Source organism: Actinomadura scrupuli (assembly GCF_050971785.1).
GTDB classification, from domain to species: Bacteria; Actinomycetota; Actinomycetes; order Streptosporangiales; family Streptosporangiaceae; genus Actinomadura_E; species Actinomadura_E scrupuli.
On the sequence record NZ_JBPCCU010000001.1, the window covers coordinates 482022 to 500809 of the forward strand.

The following is an 18788-nucleotide window of genomic DNA, read 5'->3' on the forward strand; positions in this document are numbered from 1 at the left end:
TACCGCCCGGTGACCCACGGCCCCGTCAGCGGCCGGGGAGGCGGATCACTACGACGGTGTTGCTCTGGAGGGGCTCGATGGTGACGAAGTTCGCCGGGTCGAACTGCTCGCGGGTGAAACGCACCTCCTGTGGCCGGCGGAGCGGTTGCCAGACCAGGTCGCCGCGGCTGCGGTGCAGGATGAAGACGTCGATGGCGCCGAAGGGCGTGTGCTTGGACGCCTGCGCGAACGCCGCCGGGTCGGTGGTGCCGGCGAGCTTGCGCAGTTCGGCGAAGCGGTCGTCCCACCGGGCCGGGGCGCCGGAGGCGTTGCGGTCGACGCCGATGTAGCCGGGCCACGGGTAGAAGGCGAAGAGCTGGTCGTCGTAGGAGAGCGTGCGGGGCCGTGCGCCCGGGCCGAGGACGCCTTCGACGGCCATCCGGATGGGCTCGGCGGGGAAGTAGGACCAGTCTCCCGCCTTGGCCGCGGCGATGGCGTACCTCGGACGTTCGCCGTCGGGGAGCGACTGGTTGTGGGCGTGCGCCGCCTTGCGGTTCGACAGGGCCGAGCCGGTGTCGAGCATCGGCTGGCCCCCGCCCTCCCGGAGCGCCGACCAGCGGTTGACGGGCATGTTGGCGTGCCAGTAGTGGTATCCGGCGAAGACGAGCACGATGGACAGGGCGATGGCCCCGCTGCCCGAGGGGGCGGACAGGTCCAGCCGTCCGAGCAGTTCCTGGCCGATGTGCGCCACGGTGAGCACGGCGGCGGCGAGGAGACAGGACGAGATCAGCGGCCGGGTGTAGTACAGCAGGCCGCTGTGCCCGGACGTCGTGTAGCGGAGCAGGCTGATCAGGTAGTAGCCGTACGTCCCCACCACGAGGGCGAGCAGCGGCGTGCCCCACCAGACCGAGCGGCGCAGGCACAGCAGGCCCACCACGCCGGCCAGCTGGACCAGCCCCAGCAGGCTGAACTCCAGGAAGGGGAACGGGTTGGCGGAGATCAGGCTGGACTCGTACTTGTCGCCGAGCTGCTGACCACCGTCCAGCATCGCCGAGCCGTAGGGGAACAGGAACCAGGAGGCCATGACCAGCATGATCAGCATGATGGCGAGCAGGTACAGCACGTAGCGGAGGCGGGCGGTGGACGCGCGCCACGCCGACCAGGCGAGCGCGACGATGCCCAGGCCCGCGTAGACCAGGTAGCCGAAGTACACCAGGAACATCAGGCCGCCGATGACCCCGGCGACCGGCCAGGGCAGGCGGTTGCGATCGCCGAACGTCAGGAGCAGCCAGGGCACGACGACCGCGAGGGCGAGGATCTCGTACGGCTTGGTCGGGTCGCTGAAGATGATCGAGACGAGCACGGTGATCGCCAGTGCGGGGCCGGCCGAGGTGAGCCGGGTCCAGAGCGCGAAGCCGGCCACGACCGCTCCCGAGACGGCGATGATCGCCGCGGGCGCCAGCAGCCGCCAGGCCTCGGTGTGCAGGTGGACCGCGGCCTTGCCGATCAGCCAGGGATACAGCGGCGGGTACTCCGAGGGCACCCCGGCGACGATGCCGTCGCTGCTGGCGGAGGTGATCGTGTAGCGGGTGGCCATGGCGGCCAGCCGCCCGGTGTCGCCGAACACGCCCTCGGCGGGGAACGGCGTGCCCTCCCAGGCCGACCGCAGCACCAGCACCAGGAAGGACGCGTAGAGCCCCGCGGCCAGGCCGGCGACCACCGGACCCCGCTGCCAGCGGCACAGCACGCCGACCACGGCCAGCATCAGCCCGCCGATGACCAGTGGCTTGTCCGCGCCGGCCTGCAGGAACGGGTTCAGGTCGAGTCTCGCCGGGACCCACGCGGCGATCGGCCCGACGACCACCCAGGTGAGGAGCGCAACGGTCCCCGGCGCGCACAGCAGCCTGAGGATGAGGGGACGGCGGCGTGAGCCGTCACGTCCTTGATCGTCTGCGGGTTGTACGTCCCGTTCCGGCTGACTCTGGGTATCGGCATCGGTCGCCGTCATCTGGTCCCAATCGCTCGGTCCTGCTCCCCCTGTGCCGGTGACCGAACCCGGCGGAAGGTACAGCGTTCACTACATCTACCTAAAACATCAACTCAGTAGACGAATTGGGCAGCCTGTGGAGCGCCGCCCCGGTGGATTCCGTACGCTACGTCTGGACGAATTCGACACGTACGGATGTGGGGCCAGTGGGGCCGAAAGTTACGGTTGTGGTCCCGGTGTACAACTGCCGGGGCACCCTCGGCCGCGCCCTGGACTCGGTCTTCGCCCAGTCACTCGGCATGGAGCACATCGAGATCGTCGCGGTGGACGACGGCTCCGACGACGGCAGCGCCGAGGAGCTCGACCGGCTGGCCGGCGAGCATCCCCAGCTCATCGCCCTGCACCAGGCGAACTCCGGGGGCCCCGGCGGGCCGCGCAACGCCGGCATCGAGCGGGCGACCGGGGAGTACGTCTTCTTCCTGGACGCCGACGACTGGCTGGGCACCGAGGCGCTGGAGCGCATGACCGCCATGGCCGACGCCCACGACACGGATGTGGTCGTCGGCAAGTACGTCGGGGTCGGCCGCAGCGTGCCCGAGCGGATGTTCCGCCGCACCGTGCCCGTCACGACGCTGGCCGAGCCCGACCCCAACGTCTATGCCACGCTCTCGGTGCTGAAGCTCTTCCGCCGGTCGCTGCTGGAGGACCACCGGCTCCGCTTCCCCGAGGGCGTGCTGTCGGGCGAAGACCTGATCTTCGCCGCGCACGCCTACCTGCAGGCCAAGGGCATATCGGTGCTGGCCGACTACGACTGCTACTACTGGGTCGGCCGTGAGGACGGCACCAGCATCATGCAGAACAGCGGTACCCCCGCCGAGACGTTCTTCCCCTACATCACCGAGGTCTTCGAGCTGGTCGAGGCGCACACCGAACCGGGTCAGATGCGCGACCGCATGTTCGCCCGCCACTTCGAGTGGGACGTGCTGAACTGGCGTTTCGACGAGCCGTACCTGGGATCGGACGACGACTGGCCGTTCAGCAGGGCGGCCGCCATGCGCCTGATCGATCGATGGCTGACCCCGGGTACGACGGAACTGCTCCCGCCGCACGCCCGGCTGCTCGTGCACTGCCTGCGCTACGACCTCCTGGACGAGCTGCGAAAGATCATCGCGGCACACCGTCGAGGCGAACCGCCGGTGACCGTGGTGGACAAGGGCAAGGCGTTCGCCGCCTACCCCTACTTCCGCGACCCGGCGGTCGCCATCCCCGACGAGTGCTACGAGATCACCGACCGGCTCACCGCCGGCCACCGGCTGACCGGGCTGGCCTGGACGGACGCCGGCCTCACGGTGCGCGGTCACGCGCTCATCTGGCGGGTGGGCACCCAGGCGCAGGAGGTCGCCCTGGTGCTGCGCTCGAAGAAGCATCCCGGGATCGAGCACCGGGTGCCGGTCGAGCGGGTCGCCACGCCGGACCTGGCCGAGGGCCGTTACACCTATCCCGAGGCCGGGTTCACCGCGAACATCACTCCCGCCGAGCTCCGGCCGCCGTCCCAGTGGGACGCCTACGTCGAGGTGGCCGTCGAGGGACTGGTCCGGGAAGCCCGGCTGGGGGCGGTTCGCGACGAAGAGGTCGTCGCCCCCGGGATCCGGCTGGCGGCGGACGGCCCCTATGTCACCCCGTACTTCACCGAGTACGGCAACCTCACCGTGGGCCTGGGCGCGCGGGGCCGCCGGGAGCCCGTCCAGGTGACGGAGGCGGCCTGGGTGCGCCGGGGCCGCCTGCGCCTGACCGGCCGGCTGCTCGACGCGGGCCCGGGGTCGGGGGAGTTCGCGTTCCGCGCCGAGCTGCGGCGCCGTGGCACCGACGACACGAGGCTCTCCTCGGCGGAGGTGGACGCAGGGGGCGGCTTCACGGTCGAGCTGGACCTGCGCGGTGCCGCAGGAGGCCGCTGGGACCTGTGGGGCCAGATTTCCGCAGGCTCCGCCACGGCCCGGATCCGGGTGGCCGCCCTCGACCGGCCGCCCGGCCGGTCGTCGTGCTCGGCGACCCGGCTGGCCGAGCCCTACGAGACCAAGGACGGGGACCTGTCCCTCCGGGTCGGCGACCGCCGGGTGGTACGGGTGCTCAAGCGCCTCAGGGGGAGTGTGCGAAACCCGCGATCATGATTTCGCGGATTACGGCGATTTCCCATAATCTGGATCCCTCAAATCGGGGTGGCCATTTCTCATAGGGCGACGGTGGGCTGACGTGCTGGTGCGAGAAGGGGTCGCCGACCTGGCATCACAGGTCGGCGACCGAGTCGGCCGCCGTTTCCCGCGCCCCGGGCCTTACCTATTCGTTGCGATCTGTGTGGTCGTATGGGCGTTTCTCGTGACGGCGCGGCACGTGTGGGCCGGAGATATCCGTCTCCACTATGCGACGATCTACGCGCTGGAGCGGAACTTCTGGTCGCCGCGGGATCCCATGGTGGGTGCTGTCTCGGGCAGCCCTTACTACTCGCCGTACGTGGTCGTACTCGCGGCGCTCGGCAAGCTCACCGGTGTCTCGGTGCGGAGCCTGGTGGAATACGCCGGGATTTTCAACATCGTGCTGCTCCTGGTGGCGATCCGCCGTTTCTGCAGCCATTTTCGCAGGCCCTCACTCACCGCCACGCTGGTGCTGGTCTTCACCTTGACGCTGTGGGGCCTGCAACCGCGGGACTGGAGCGGTTTTCTCGGGCTCTACTCCCTGTCGTGGACGCTCGGCTATCCGAGCGTCTTCGCCGCCGCCCTCATGTTCTTCACCTGGGACGCCTTCCTGCGGTTCCGGGCGCGGCCCGCGGAGAACCTGGCCTGGGCGCACCTCGCCGTGGTGTCGGTGCTGGTCGCCCTGGTGGCGCTCATCCACCCGTTCACGGCCATCAACACCGTGCTCGGCCTGATCGCCTTCGCCCTCGCCGACCTGCGCGGGCTGTGGCGCGGACGGCCCGGCCGGCTCGCGCTGGCCGCCGTGCCCGCGGTGGCCATCGTGGTGCTGTGGCCGTGGTCGGACGTGCTGTCGCTGTTCGGCGCGTCCGGCGAGTTCTCCGGCGTCCACCTGATCCTCATCGAGGACGTCGTCCGCGACTGGGGCTTCTTCGGCTACGGGCTGGCCCTGCTCGGGCTGCCCGCGCTGGTGACCGCCGCCCGCCGCCCGCTCGGCCGTGAGCTGCAGATCCTGTGCGGGCTCTCCGCGGGCCTGGTGGCCCTGGGCGCCGCGGCCGGGTCGTACGGCTTCGCCCGGGTCATCCCGGTCGTGGTGCTCTCGCTGCATCTGGCGCTCGCCTCCTACCTGGCCGACCGGGCGCTGGGCTGGAACATCCCGTGGATCACCTACGCCACCGTCACCGTCGTCGCCTGCGCCGTCGGGGTGTACGGGAACGCCGGTGGCCTGATCCGGGCGTACTGGGGCAAGGTCACCAGCGCCGACCTGGCGACCTGGCGTGCGCGGGATCCGGCGAACCGCTACGACCCGGTCATTTCCAAGATCCACCGCGGCGACGTGGTGATCAGTGACGACCCCTGGGCCGGCCGGCTGGTCAACGCCCGCGGCGCCTACACCGTCGTGCCGGCCTGGCCGTACCCGTTCGTGGACGAGGCCGCGCGGCGCCGGGACAGCCAGGCGTTCTTCGCCGCGTCCACGACCCCGCGGGAGCGGACGGCCATCGCCGGGCGCTACCACGTGAAATGCGTCATCCTCTCCCAGGGAGCCGCGATCCTCGACGTGCCACAGGCGCTGCCCGGCTTCTCGCTCAGAGCCCGTACCTGGCGAAACGGTGCCTCCGTCTGGTGCCGCCCCTAAGCTGGCGTCCGGCACACGCGAGCGACAGGGAGAGGCGCCATGGGAGGGGCCGGCAGGCACACCGGGCGGTTCGCCCGGGCACACGGGGCGTTCGCCGTCGTGCTCGTGGTGGCGATCGCGCTCCGGGTGATCGTGCTGCTGGGCTATCCGTCGGTGGTCTGGTTCGGCGACTCCGGCACCTATCTCGGGGCGGCGCTGCACCTGGTCCCGTCCCTGATCCGGCCCAGTGGCTACTCGGTCCTGCTCTGGCTGCTGCGGCCGTTCCACAGCCTGTTCCTGGTCGCCGCCGTGCAGCATCTGCTGGGCGTGCTGACCGGGGTGATGGTGTACGCCCTCGTCCGGCGGGCGGCGCGGGCCCGGTGGCCGGACGCCCGGTGGCCGCCCGGGGTGCTCGGCGCCCTGGTCACCGTGCCGGTCCTGCTGGACGCTTACCAGATCCAGCTCGAACAGCTCCTGATGGCCGACGAGCTGTTCACCTTCCTGATGGTCGCCGCCGTCACGGTCGTGATGTGGCGGCCCGCCGCCTCGGGCGTGATCACCTGGCGGGCGGCGTCCGCGGCCGGCCTGCTCATGGCGTTCGGAGCGCTGACCCGGTCGGCCGGGCTGCCGCTGCTGATCGTGCTGGTGGTCTGCCTGCTGGTCCGCCTCGTGCGCGGCGGCGGGCTCCGGGCCGGCTGGCGGCCGGTCTGCGCGGCGATCGTGGTGTTCGCGATCCCGATGGGCGCGTACGTCCTGTGGTTCCACGCCGCACACAAGACGTACTCGCTGACCCGTACCGACCAGATCTGGCTGTACGGCAGGACCGTCGACTTCGCCGACTGCACGGTCATGAAGCCGCGGCCCGAGGTGGCGGCGCTGTGCCGGGACGGGCTGCCCCGGGACCCGGAGTCGGCCGCCGCCTGGGAGGCGCTGTGGGGCCCGAGCTCGGCGTTCCGCCGGATCCCGGAAGGCGTCGGCGGGGTCGAGGCCAACCGGCTGGCCGGGGAGTTCGCCCGGCTGGCGATCCAGCGGCAGCCGGGCGACTATCTCAAGGTCATCGGCCGCGACACCCTCCGGACGTTCGAGTGGGACCGTGCGCCCTACCCCAACCGGGCGACGATGGAGGGATACCGGTTCCCGGCCCGGCCCGTCCCGCTGTCGGCCGCCGACGCCCGGTTCGGGCGACGGTACGGCGGGGCCTCGGCGACCCCCGAGGTGGTGGAGCCGTGGGCCGGCTGGATGCGGGCCTACCAGCGCTGGTTCTTCCTGCGCGGCACGATGCTGGGGGCCGTCCTGCTGATCGGGCTGGCGGGCATCCTCAGGCAGTGGCGCCGCTGGGGAGGCGAGGCGCTGCTGCCCTGGCTGACGTCGCTGGCCCTGCTGGTGATCCCCGCGGCCACCGCCGACTTCGACTACCGGTACGTCCTGCCCGCGGTGCCCTTCGCGGTCCTGTCCGCCGCCCTGGCCTGGCTCCGCCCGCGCGATCCGGCGGCCCCGCCGGGCGTCGCGCCCGACCCGGAACCGGCCCTGGAACGTCCGGAGTCCGCCGCCCGGGGCTGAGCCGCGCCCGAGGACCGCGGTGAACTTCCGGCATCAGCGGCACCGCCGGGAGCGGACCTTTATGATCGCCTGCATGCCGGTGAGAAGGGCGCTGAGCGTCCGAGACGTCGTGTCCCGCCCGGACGTCGGCGGGTTCGCCCGTGCCCACGGCGTGTTCCTGGTCGTGCTGATGACGGGCCTGGTGCTGCGCGTCCTCACCGTGCTCGGCTACCCCTGCCCCACCTGGTTCGGGGACTCGGCCACCTATCTCGGCAGCGCCGTCGATCTCACCCCGTCGCTGCTGCGGCCCTGCGGCTACTCCGTCCTGCTGTGGCTGCTGAAACCCGCGCACAGCCTCACCCTCGTGGTGATCGTGCAGCATGCGATGGGGCTGGCCGTCGGGGTGATGGTGTACGCGCTCGTATGGCGGGTGGCCAGGGCGGCGGGGGTCCACCGGCGCCGGCGGACCGGGCCGCTCGCCGGGCTGGTGGCGGTGCCGGTGCTGCTCGACGCCTATCTGATCCAGCTCGAGCACCTGCTGATGGCCGACGAGTTCTTCATCTTCCTGACGGTCGCGGCCGTCTCGGTGGCGCTGTGGGGGCCGCGGCCGCGCTGGTGGACGGGGGCGGCGGCCGGGCTGCTGATGGGGTTCGGCGCGGTGACCCGGTCGGTGGGCCTGCCACTGCTGGTGGTGCTCGTGGCCTGCCTGCTGGTCCGCCGCGCGGGCTGGCGGCCCGTCACCGCCGCCGCCGTGGCCTTCGCGGTTCCGCTGCTGGCCTACGGGTTCTGGTACCAGTCGGCGCACGGCAAGTTCGCCCTGACCAACACCGACCAGGTCGTGTTGTACGGCCGTACGGTGGCGTTCGCGGAATGCGCGAAGATGAAGCCGCCACCCGACGTCGCCGTGCTGTGTCTCGAGAACCTCCAGCGGGATCCTCGGATCGCCGCGCCCGCGTACCAGGCCATCTGGACGCGCAGCTCGGGATTCCACCAGATTCCCGGCAAGCTGGGCAGCGACGAGGCCAACCGGCGGGCCGGGGAGTTCGCCCGGCTGGCGATCAGGACCCAGCCGGGGGACTACGCGCAGGTCGTGCTGCGCGACACCTTCCGGGCCTTCGGGTGGGACCGCGAGCCGTACCCGACGCCGTGGACCGTGCGCGAGTACACCTTTCCGGCCGAGCCCAAGGCGATCAACGGGTATCTGGCCGAGGTGGCCTACGAGTACGGGGGATCGACGGCGGCGCCCCAGGTGAAAGAGCCGTACGCGGGCTGGATCCGCGGCTACCAGAACTGGGCGTACGTCCGGGGCACCCTCCTGGGGGTCATCCTGCTCGCCGGGCTCGCCGGCCTGGTCCTGCAGTGGCGGCGCTGGGGCGGCCCGGCGCTGCTGCCCTGGCTGACGTCGGTGGCCCTGCTGGTCATCCCGGCGGCCACCGCCGACTTCGACTACCGGTACGTCCTGCCCGCACTGATCTTCGCGACGGTCGCCGCCGGACTGGCGTTCCTCCGGCCGCCGAAGCAGGGCGCCGACCAGCCCCCCGTTGACGCGGAGCTCTCGTCCGTACTTTGATGGCCGGAGGATGAACCGACGCCTGATCGTGCTCGTGTCCGTGGCGGGAGCCCTGCTCGCCGCGGCGGTGGCCGTGGCCGTCACCTCGTCGGAGGGCGCGGACGACCGGCCCGGCTCCGGCGACCCCGCCGGCTCCGTCGGGCACCGGATGACGGAGAACCCGCACGACGTCGAGACCTACTGGACCCCGGAGCGGATGCGCGAGGCCGAGGGCGGCTGACCCCTCATGGACGCCGGGATCGCCCCCGGCGACCAGCGACCAGAGATGGAAGCCGGGCGCCGGGGGTTGACCGTGCGGGACGTCAGCCGGGGAAGACCCGGTCGACGACGCGGGCGGCGGCCTTGCCGTCCTCCAGCGCGCAGAACCGTTCGGCGAAGGCCGCGTACGCCTTGCCGTAGGACTCCGAGATCGAGTCCACCGACCGCAGCGCCTCGATGAGGTCGGCGGAGGACTCCAGCAGCGGGCCCGGCGCTTCGGCCTCGAAGTCGAAGTAGAAACCGCGCAGCTTGTCCCGGTAGTGCGCCAGGTCGTAGGTGAAGAACAGCATCGGCCGCCCGGTGTTGGCGAAGTCGAACATGACCGACGAGTAGTCACTGACCATGACATCGGTGATCAGGTAGAGCTCGGAGATGTCCGGGTAGGCCGACACGTCGTAGACCAGCGGGTGCGCGGGTGCGCCGTCCACCACGTTGGGGTGCAGCCGGACGAGCAGTACGTGATCGTCCCCGAGCACCTCGGCGAAGTGGTCCAGATCGATCCGCCAGTCGGCCTTGTAGCGGCCCCGGCCGTAGAACTGGTCGTCCCGCCACGTGGGGGCGTACATCACGACCTTCTTGCCGGCGGGGACGCCGACCCGGGCGCGCACGGACGCGGCGATCGAGTCGGCCTCCGGGCTGTACATCACGTCGTTGCGCGGGTAGCCCGCCTCGATGATGTCGCCCTTGAACTTGAACGCCCGCCGGAAGATCTCGGTGCTGAACGCGTTGGGAGAGACCAGGTAGTTCCACTCCGGCAGCGCCGGGGCCTTCGGGTCGGACTTGGCGGACTGCAGCGCCTTCTTCATGCCGGGCGCGTAGGCGAAGTGCACCTCCTTGACATCGCTGCCCAGCTTCTTCAGCGGGGTGCCGTGCCAGGTCTGCAGCACCACCTGGTCGGGATGGCGCTGGAACCAGTCACCGAGCCGGTGGTTGGCGACGATGTAGCGGGAGGTCGCGATCGCCTCGTGCCACTCCTTGCTGTTCAGCCGCACGGCCTTGAGCGAGTCGGGCAGCTCCACCTGGGCGTCGTTGACCACCCACAGCTGTTCCAGACCGTTGCCCCGCCGCATCAGCTCCTCGTGAACGGCGCGCGGGCTGTCGGAGTACTGCCGGCCGCTGAAGCACGAGAAGAGCACCGCGTCGCGCAGACCGGACTTGGCGACCAGCCGGCGGGCCTCCTCACGCAGCCTGGTGGCGGCGCCCACCTCCTCGGGGCGCAGGTCCGACCCCACCGCGAGGACCAGCTGGCCCTGCTGGTTCTGCAGGGTGTAGGAGCGCAACGCCTTCTCGATGGAGACGGGGAGCCCGGCCGTCACCTCCGGCGCCATCGAGACGGCGAACGCGCGGTGCCGGTCCGGCCCGGTGGGCCGGTACAGCACATCCCACTTTCCCTGCCGGAGCGGAAGAACGCCCGCCAGGGTCGGCACGGACGTCACCGGGATCTCGGCCCGCATTTCGGTGCCGGACGGGACCAGCCCGTAGACGTACTCCTGCCGGCGGCCCTGGCTGCGCAGCAGGATCTCCCCGCTCTCGAACACCGGATGCGCGCCGGTGACGACCAGCGTGCCGTCGTTGCGCCACGTGCAGCCGGTGACGACCAGCCGCGCGGTCCGCACGCTCAGCCGCAGGTAGCCGCCCGAGCCGCGCTCGGCGATCGCCTCCTGCGTGCCGCTGAGCTGTCTGGCGTCGGCCACCGCCTCGGCCAGCACGAGGGGCACGGACTCCCCCGAGATGACCGCGCTCACGCACCAGTGACTGGTGTCGTCGGTGCCTCGCCCGCACTCGAGGACACCGGCGTCGTTGGCCAGCTCCCCGAGCTGGACGGAGGCGGTGAAGTCACGGCCGGACACCGAGACCGGCACCGGCACGACCCGGTCGCCCCGGCTGAGGCGCAGCGCGCTCGGTGCCTTCTCCCGTGCGGTCCCGGACACGGTGAGCGTGTCGCCCGACCACTCCAGCGAGGTGGCGAGGGCGCGTACGGTCTCGACCCGGACCCGGAACTCGCCGCCTTTGATCCTCGGCACGATCCGTACGTCGTCGGAGACGTAGTGGTACGGCGGGTTGGCGCCGCTGCCGGAGACACCGCCGCGCAACGCGGCCTTGCGGTAGACGCCGGAGTTGAACACCGCGGCGTGCACCTTCCAGCCGCCGTCGATCCAGCGGCCCCGGCGGCGCAGGCGCTTCGGGTCGATCGTGAAGGTGAACCCGCTCCAGGCGCCGGAGGTCTTGCCGGGCTTGTGCGTCTGGGTGGCCAGCAGGGGGATCCGGCGCTTGCCGCGCCGCAGGGTGATGGCCTTGACGGAGGTCCACTTGCGGCGTGCGTTGACGGAGTTGATGTAGGCCTCGCCGCTGACCCGCAGCTTGCCGTCCTCCCAGGTGACCTCGTGCACCCGGGTGCGCAGCGAGACCTCGTCCCGGGCGCGGTAGAGGCGCTCGGGAATCGCCAGCTTGTCGTCCTTCCAGTACGGATAGACGACGTAACGGCGCAGCGGGTTACGGACGATCGTCGGAGTGATCTTTCCTCGTTCGTACCGCACGAGCTTGACCAGCTCGGTCTTGAGCCGGCGCTGCGCGAGGTGCCATTTCAGCCGGGTCAACGCCGGCAGCCGGTCGAAGACCTTCGGGTCCAGGCCGCCGGCGAACGCGGCCGCCTGCTCGAGGATGGCGGTGCGCTCCTCGTCGTCGGCGTCCGGCAGCGCGTCGATGAAGACCCGCAGCTCCCGCTCCAGCACCGTCTCCAGGAACCGCCGCCGGTCCTTGGCCCGCCAGTGGCCCTCCAGCCGGGTCAGCACGGCCTCGACCGCGGCGAACCCGTCGGCCACGTCCTTCGCGGCGCTGGTGAGCTCGGGCAGCGCGGCGCGCCGCCGTACGACCCGATCCGGGATGACGTGGACCGACGACGCCAGGAAGTGGGCCTGCACCGCGACGGTGAGGTCCTCGTGGCAGTCCCCGTCGGGGAACTCGAGCCGGCGGTCCTTCCAGAACGACCGCCGGAAGAGCCGGCTCGACACCTGCCGGTCGTGCAGCAGCGCCTCGTCGCGGGTGATGTGCGCGTCCGGCCGGGGACGTGAGAACAGCTCCCGGCGAGCGCGGACCTCCCGCCGCTCGGGCTCCGCGCTCTCGCGGGAGCGCCTGGTGACGTCGGCCGGCAGCCGCACGTTGCCGATCGCGAAGTCGGCGTCACCGGCGTCCAGCGCCCCCGCCAGGGCGTCCAGCGCCCCGGGGATCAGGACGTCGTCGCCGTCGAGGAACATCAGGTAGTCGCCGGTGGCGGCCGCCGCGCCCAGGTTGCGGGCGGCGCCCCGGCTGGGGGCACCCGCCCGGACCAGCCGGAAACCGTCCTCCTCGGCGACGGTGCCGGTGCCGTCGTCGACGAGCAGGACCTCGACGTCGGGGCGGGACTGGTCGGCGATGGACGCCAGGCAGCTCTGCAGAGAGGACCCCGCGCCGTGGGTGAGGACGACGACGCTGATCCGGGCGGTTGTCACCATCTCCTACTTCAGCTTCTCGCCGAGGAAGACCCGGCGAACGGCGCGCTCGGCCGCGTGGCCGTCGTCGAACGAGCAGAACCGGGCCCGGAACTCCGCCCGGTCCTTGGCCGCGGTGTCGCCCCAGGCGGCACCGGACCGGAACGCCTCGACCAGCTCGTCCTCGGTGGTGGCGACCACGCCGGGCGGCATCCTGGTGAGGTCGAAGTTGACTCCCCGGGTACGGACGTAGGTGTCCCAGTCGTTGGCGTAGATGACGATGGGCCGGTCCAGGTTCGCGTAGTCGAACATAATCGAAGAGTAGTCAGTGAGCAGCGCGTCCGAGGCGATACACAGGTCCTCGACCGTGGGGTGGTCCGACACGTCGATCACCTGCTCGTCGGTCCACTGGGGCTCGCCGACCTTGTAGTAGTAGTGCGCGCGGAGCAGCAGGACGTACTCCGGGCCCAGCCGCCGTACGAAACGCGCGATGTCGAACTGCGGCGTGAAGTTCTTCATGTAGTCGCGGTGCGTGGGCGTGTAGAGGATCGCCTTCTTGCCCTCGGGGATGCCGAGCTCGGCGCGCAGCCGGGCGACCTCCTCGGCGGTGACCCGGAAGAAGCGGTCGTTGCGCGGGTAGCCGATCTCGAGCATCTCGTAGCGGCAGGGGAAGCCGCGGTCCCACGCCTCCGTCGACAGCGGGTTGGACGACAGCAGGAAGTCCCACCGGTCGGAGCGTTCGATCAGCTTGCGGAAGTCCATGTCGTTGGCGCCGACCGGGGAGTCCATCTGGTCGAGGCCCATCTTCTTCAGCGGCGTGCCGTGCTGGGTCATCAGGTGCACGGCGCCCTTGCGCTTGACCACGTCGTCGGGGAAGTTCACGTTGTTGACGAAGTACTTCGCCCGGGCGATCGCCGCGACGTACTCCTTGGAGCCGGCGACCACGTAGTCGACGCCCTCGGGCATCTTCCGCACGGCGCCGGGCTTGACCACCCAGACCCCCCGGATGTGCGGGGCGAGCTCGGCGGCCTTCTCGTAGATGGCCGCCGGGTTGCAGGCGTAGCCGCGGTACCAGTACGCCCCGTACACGGCGAGGTTCTGGTCGATCGGGCGGCGCAGTTGCAGCCGGTAGTACAGGCCCCGGCCCTTGCCCTTGGTCAGCTTGCGCAGCGACGCCAGCCGCCGCTTGACGGCGTTGACCCGCTTGCGCGCCTTGGACCGCTGCGCGCTCAGCCGCCGGAGCCGGGTGAACGTGCCGTAGGCGTTCTTCTCGATGAGGCGGTACTTGCGGGCCAGGTTGCCGGGCTCGGTGGGCGGCTGGTGGCCGGCGGGCAGGTACTTGCGGTAGATCTCCGACATGGCGGTGAAGAACGCGGGCTCGTCCTTGCGGTGCACCCGGTCGCCGCGTTCGAGGATGACCAGCAGGTGCCACATCATCCGGTCGAACATGACCGGCCGGTACTCCGCGGTGCCGGGGTGGGCGTCCATGAACGCGAAGACGCGCTCGTACTGCTGGAAGGCGTCGAAGTGCTTCTTGCCCGCGGTCCGGGTGATGGCTCCGCGCCGCCGCTGGCGGTAGACGTAGCAGTTCCGGTCCAGCAGGCTCAGCTTGTCCGCGGCCATCAGGATCGGGTAGGTGACGTTCAGGTCCTCGTAGAACCCGCTGCTGAAGCGCAGCCCGAGGTCCAGCAGGTACTCGCGGCGGATCGCCTTGTTCCACGCGGTCATCATCAGCTGCAGCACGCTGGGCCGCTCGGCGAGGGTGAACACCTCGGGCGCCGGGGGCTCGCGGAACAGGTGGTTGATGACGCTGCGCTGCACCTTGCCGTGCCAGTAGCCCCGCGCGTAGTCGAAGATGAGCACGTCGGGGCGGGTCTCGGCGAGCCGGTCGTGAATGGCCTGGACGCTGCCCTCGGTGGCGTAGTCGTCGCTGTCGAAGAACCAGACGTAGTCGCCGGTGGCCTTGTCGAGGCCGAAATTGCGCGCTTCACCCAGGCCGACGTTCTTCTCCAGGTGGAACACCCGGACTCGGGGGTCGCGTTCGGCGTACTCGTCGAGAATCTTCCCGCAACCATCTGGAGACGCATCGTTCACCGCGATGACCTCGAGATGTTGGCATCCGGGGTTAAGAATGGAGTCGAGGCACTGCCTCAGGTATCCCTGGACTCCGTGCACGGGGACGATGACGCTCAGTGAAACCGGATTCGCGCTCATTCAGAAGAACCTATGACCTGCTAGAGAGTGGTTGACAATTATAGCGGGCGGTGTTCCCGCGGCCGGGCTGTCGAACATGGTGTGGCTAGGTCGGGGCTCGAGCTCTTCTGCCAGGTGGGCTCATCGATCGGTGCTCCTGCGCAGCAGCCAGGAGACGTTGGGTTCGACGGCCCATCGGGTGACGCGCCGGACCGGCTCGGTGGCCAGCACGATAGTAGCCGCTACGCAGAGTAGTGTCAGGGCGACGACGCCTATCGGGTTGAGGAGCGGCGATGCGGTCAGCAGCCCAAGGTAGTCGAACACCTTCAGAATGAGCCCGTGCAAGAGGAAAACGTACATCGTTCCGGTGCCCAGCCACGTGAACCAGGTGTGTCCGCGTGGCACCACCGCGAGGAAGGCGGCCGCCAGCACGAGGCCGATCAGGATCATGCCCGACCGGATGGCCATGCCGGTGAGCGGCGCCACCTCCATCGCCTGGTACCCGTCGGTCCACCACAGCCAGCGCATCTCGAACGGATGCCGGTGGTACCGGTAGGCGAGCACCATCGCGGTCGCCAGCCCGCCGGCCAGCACCGCCGCGCCGTACCACCGGGCGGCCGGGCGGCGTAGCAGCGCCAGCCGCTCGGGGGTGATGGTCAGGCCGAGCACGAAGAACGGCAGCAGGGTCAGCATGCGGGCCGTGGTGCTGTCCAGCATCACCTGGCTGCTGCCGGCCACCAGCGCCACGGCGACGGCCACGGCGAACGGATGCCGCAGGTGCGGCCAGATCGGCGCCGACAGCCGCCAGCCCAGCAGGGCCAGCAGGAACCACATGAGGAAGTGCGGCCGGAACGCCTCGTTGAGGTCGAACCCCGCCCCGTTGATCCACCAGACCTCGGCCCGGTAGAGCAGGATGAAGATGACGTACGGGACGACGACCTGGCCGATCAGCGTACGGGCCTTGTCCGTGGATCGCGCGAAGCCCCGGGAGAAGTACCCGGTGGTGAAGACGAACAACGGCATGTGGAAGGCGTACACGAACGTGTAGACCGTCCGGATGAGCTCGTCACGCTGGTAGTACTGCCCCCAGAGATGCCCCAGCACCACCAGGGTGATCGCCATGAACTTGGCGTTGTCGAAATAGGGGTCGCGTCGTTTGACCGGCGCCGCCTCGGCGCCGGGCGTCTCCGCCGTCTGCCGGGGGGCGGACGCCTGCTTCGGATCGGATGCCTGCTGTGGGTCGGATTGCTGCGGGGGGCCGGGTATCTGCTGTTGCGGATCGGATACCTGCTGGGTTTCGGACATCTTGATAGGTCGGCTCCGTCTGGGGGGTTGGACGGCCGATTGGGGCCACAGGGGGCGACGATACCGACTAAGAGTAGGGTGATTGCCCTATTTGTATTGAGATGTGATTAACGTTCGCTGTGAGTACCCGGCCTGCGCAGCGGAGTGAAGGCCCACGTCATGCGGGGCTCCAGCGCCCACCGCATCGCCCGCTGCACAGGTGGGGTGCACAGTGCGGTCCCCAGCACCACTCCGCCCGCCACCAGGCTCAGTGTTCCCGGGACGGTGTGCAGCCAGTGGATGTGGTACCAGCCCATGAACGTCATCAGCTTGGGCACGAAGCCGTGCAGAAGGTAGGCGTACAGCGTGGTGGCGCCGAGCGCGGTGAACCAGGTGCGGCGCGCGGGCACCACCGCCAGGAAGGCGGCCACCAGGACGGTGGAGCCCACCAGCATCCCCATCCGCATCAGGGTGCCGGTGACGTTGTCGACGCCCAGCGTGGCGTGTGAGCTCCGCCAGTAGACCCACTCGGTGCTCATGTGCCGGTCGACCAGGAACGCCGCCACCAGGCCCCCGGTGAGGGTGAGGGCCCCCAGGACGCGGGCCGCGGGCCGCTTCAGCAGCTCGAAGTGCTCGGGGCGCAGCATCAGGCCCAGCACGTAGAACGGCGCCAGGCCGAAGACGCGGTGCATGTCCAGCTGGCCGGAGAGCTCCGCCATGAAGGACAGCAGCGAGATCGCCACCGCCACGCCGAGCGGCCACCGGATCTGCTGCCAGACCGGGGTGGACAGCCGCCACAGGAACAGCGCCATCAGGAACCAGGTCAGGTAGTAGGGGTCGAGCAGGCTGATCCGGAAGGTGTCCTTGCCCACCAGCCAGTCGAACAGCGAGTACGAGGTCTCGAAGACGACGTACGGCACGCCCAGGTTGGTGATGAGCTTGCGCGCCTTGCCGCCGCTGAACGTGAAGTTGCGGGAGAAGTAGCCGGTTATCACGATGAACACCGGCATGTGGAACAGGTAGACGAAGACGTACAGCGCGTGCGCCAGGTGCACGTCCCACACGCCCTCGATGAAATGACCGGCCACGACGAGCAGGATCGCGAGGAACTTGGCGTTGTCGAAGAACGGGTCGCGCGCGGACGGACCCGGCCGGGCGGCCGGTTGCGCGGACGCGGCGGGGGCGGGGGGACGAACAAGCTGAGTCATGGATCCCGGGGGCCTCAGATCGCTGGCGGAACACCCGAGACTATCCAAGCCCGAGCGTCAGGTGGCGGCCTTGCAGATGTTGTCGTTTGCCTTGATCTCGCCCTGCAGCTTGGGAATGACGGCCGACTTCTTGTTCTTCAGCGTCGTCCAGTTGGCCCCGACCACCAGGTCGACGACCCCGGCCACGCCGTCCGACCGGGACAGCGGCTTGGCGCCCGGCACCAGCGCCGCGATCGTGGCCGCCTGGTCGTCGGCGCCCTGCCCGAAGAGCACCTGGGTGCTCTTGCCGTACGCGGCGCTCGCGTTGCCGACCTTGATGACGTTGAAGCCCTGCGCGGTCAGCTGGTCGGCGATCCGCTGCGCCTTCCCGGGGGTGCCGCTGGCGTTGTACACCCGCACCTTCACCTGGCCGGCCGGGATCGTCTTGCCGGTGGCCTTCGGCTCGGCCGGGACGGTCTTGTCGTTGCGGATCGAGGCGAAGAAGTTGTCCGCCGCGGGCTGGGCCAGCGCGACCCGGTTGTGGTCGAGGGGGTAGGCCCCCCACGGCACCGTGATGAAGCGGATCTTGCCGCTGGTCATGCCCTGCAGGCCCGAGCCGACCTTGAGCATCGCGCCGGCGTCGAAGCCCTCGTCGGTGGTGAGCGACTTGGTGGCGGCGTTGAGCAGGCGCAGGAGCTTGGCCGGGTCGCTGAGGGTGCCGGCGCTGAGCGCCTTCTTGGCTGCCGAGCCCAGGAACTGCTGCTGGCGCTTGATCCGCTGCAGGTCCGAGCCGTCGCCCAGGCCGTGCCGGTTGCGGACGAAGGCCAGCGCCGCCTCGCCCTTGATGACGTGCCTGCCCGCGGACAGGTTGAGCTTGGAATCCCTGTCCTTGACCGCCTTGGGCAGGCAGACCTCCACCCCGCCGAGCGCGTCCACGACGCTCTTGAAACTGGTGAAGTCGACCTGCAGGAAGTGGTCGATCCGGATGTTGGAGATGCCCTCGATGGTCTTGATGGTGCAGGCGGCGCCACCGGAGGTGAACGACGAGTTGATCATCGCCACCGACTGGGCCGGGACGATGCTGCCGTTCTTCCGCTTGCACGAGGGGATCGGCACCATCAGGTCCCGGGGGAAGCTGATGCCGATGGCCTGGCCGCCGCCGGGGGAGAGGTGCAGCAGGATCATCGTGTCCGAGCGGGGCGGCTCGTTCTTCAGCCCGGCGCCGTACTTGGAGTTCTTGCCCGCCCGCGAGTCGGTGCCCAGCATCAGGACGTTGAGCGCGCTGTTGAGCTTCTTCGGGCGGGAGGCCGCGTTGATCTGGCTGTTGAGATCGTCGTGGTTGATGTTGCCGTTGAACTTGAGGTACGTGCCGTAGGCCACGAGGCTGACCGCGACCATGATCACCGAGAGCCCGACGGAGACCCATCCGGCGATGCGCCAGCCGCGCCGGGACGCCGGTTCCAGGTCGGCGTCGTCGACGTAGTCCACGTACATCAAGTTGGTGCTCATCGGCTCCAGAGAAT

General features: G+C 70.1%; 11 protein-coding genes. 5 read left to right on the forward strand and 6 right to left on the reverse strand.

The features are described 5' to 3' along the window. Window positions 1–25: 25 nt before the first annotated feature. Window positions 26–1843: an arabinofuranosyltransferase gene (locus ACRYCC_RS02310; protein ID WP_433808144.1), complete on the reverse strand. Its 1818-nt coding sequence runs from the start codon at window positions 1841–1843 to the stop codon at window positions 26–28. 329 nt (window positions 1844–2172) lie between these two features. On the opposite strand from ACRYCC_RS02310, the gene ACRYCC_RS02315 reads away from it, so the two are divergent. The 5 genes from ACRYCC_RS02315 (at window position 2173) to ACRYCC_RS02335 (ending at window position 9096) form a co-directional block, all read left to right on the forward strand. Then, window positions 2173–4134: a glycosyltransferase family 2 protein gene (locus tag ACRYCC_RS02315; RefSeq protein ID WP_433808146.1), complete on the forward strand. Its 1962-nt coding sequence runs from the start codon at window positions 2173–2175 to the stop codon at window positions 4132–4134. A gap of 205 nt (window positions 4135–4339) precedes the next feature. Then, the gene (locus ACRYCC_RS02320) at window positions 4340–5788 is read left to right on the forward strand and encodes a hypothetical protein (protein WP_433808148.1); all 1449 of its coding nucleotides are present in this window, start codon (window positions 4340–4342) and stop codon (window positions 5786–5788) included. A gap of 39 nt (window positions 5789–5827) precedes the next feature. Beyond that, a complete protein-coding gene (locus ACRYCC_RS02325) occupies window positions 5828–7327 on the forward strand; it encodes a hypothetical protein (protein WP_433808150.1) in 1500 nt (499 codons plus the stop codon). A gap of 73 nt (window positions 7328–7400) precedes the next feature. After that, the gene (locus ACRYCC_RS02330; protein WP_433808152.1) at window positions 7401–8876 is read left to right on the forward strand and encodes a hypothetical protein; all 1476 of its coding nucleotides are present in this window, start codon (window positions 7401–7403) and stop codon (window positions 8874–8876) included. 10 nt (window positions 8877–8886) lie between these two features. Further along, window positions 8887–9096, forward strand: coding sequence for a hypothetical protein (locus ACRYCC_RS02335; protein WP_433808154.1), 210 nt, complete (start codon window positions 8887–8889; stop codon window positions 9094–9096). A gap of 82 nt (window positions 9097–9178) precedes the next feature. Here ACRYCC_RS02335 and ACRYCC_RS02340 read toward each other — a convergent pair whose 3' ends face one another. The 5 genes from ACRYCC_RS02340 to ACRYCC_RS02360 form a co-directional block, all read right to left on the reverse strand. Beyond that, entirely contained in the window at window positions 9179–12625 is a 3447-nt protein-coding gene (locus ACRYCC_RS02340; RefSeq protein WP_433808156.1) for a bifunctional glycosyltransferase/CDP-glycerol:glycerophosphate glycerophosphotransferase, read from the reverse strand. Window positions 12626–12628: 3 nt separating this feature from the next. Next, window positions 12629–14815, reverse strand: coding sequence for a bifunctional glycosyltransferase/CDP-glycerol:glycerophosphate glycerophosphotransferase (locus ACRYCC_RS02345; protein WP_433808158.1), 2187 nt, complete (start codon window positions 14813–14815; stop codon window positions 12629–12631). Between the two features lie 120 nt (window positions 14816–14935). After that, window positions 14936–16099, reverse strand: coding sequence for an acyltransferase family protein (locus ACRYCC_RS02350; RefSeq protein WP_433808160.1), 1164 nt, complete (start codon window positions 16097–16099; stop codon window positions 14936–14938). A gap of 107 nt (window positions 16100–16206) precedes the next feature. Further along, entirely contained in the window at window positions 16207–17286 is a 1080-nt protein-coding gene (locus tag ACRYCC_RS02355; protein ID WP_433808162.1) for an acyltransferase family protein, read from the reverse strand. Window positions 17287–17343: 57 nt separating this feature from the next. Further along, a complete protein-coding gene (locus ACRYCC_RS02360; protein ID WP_433808164.1) occupies window positions 17344–18774 on the reverse strand; it encodes an LCP family protein in 1431 nt (476 codons plus the stop codon). Between the last annotated feature and the right edge of the window lie 14 nt (window positions 18775–18788).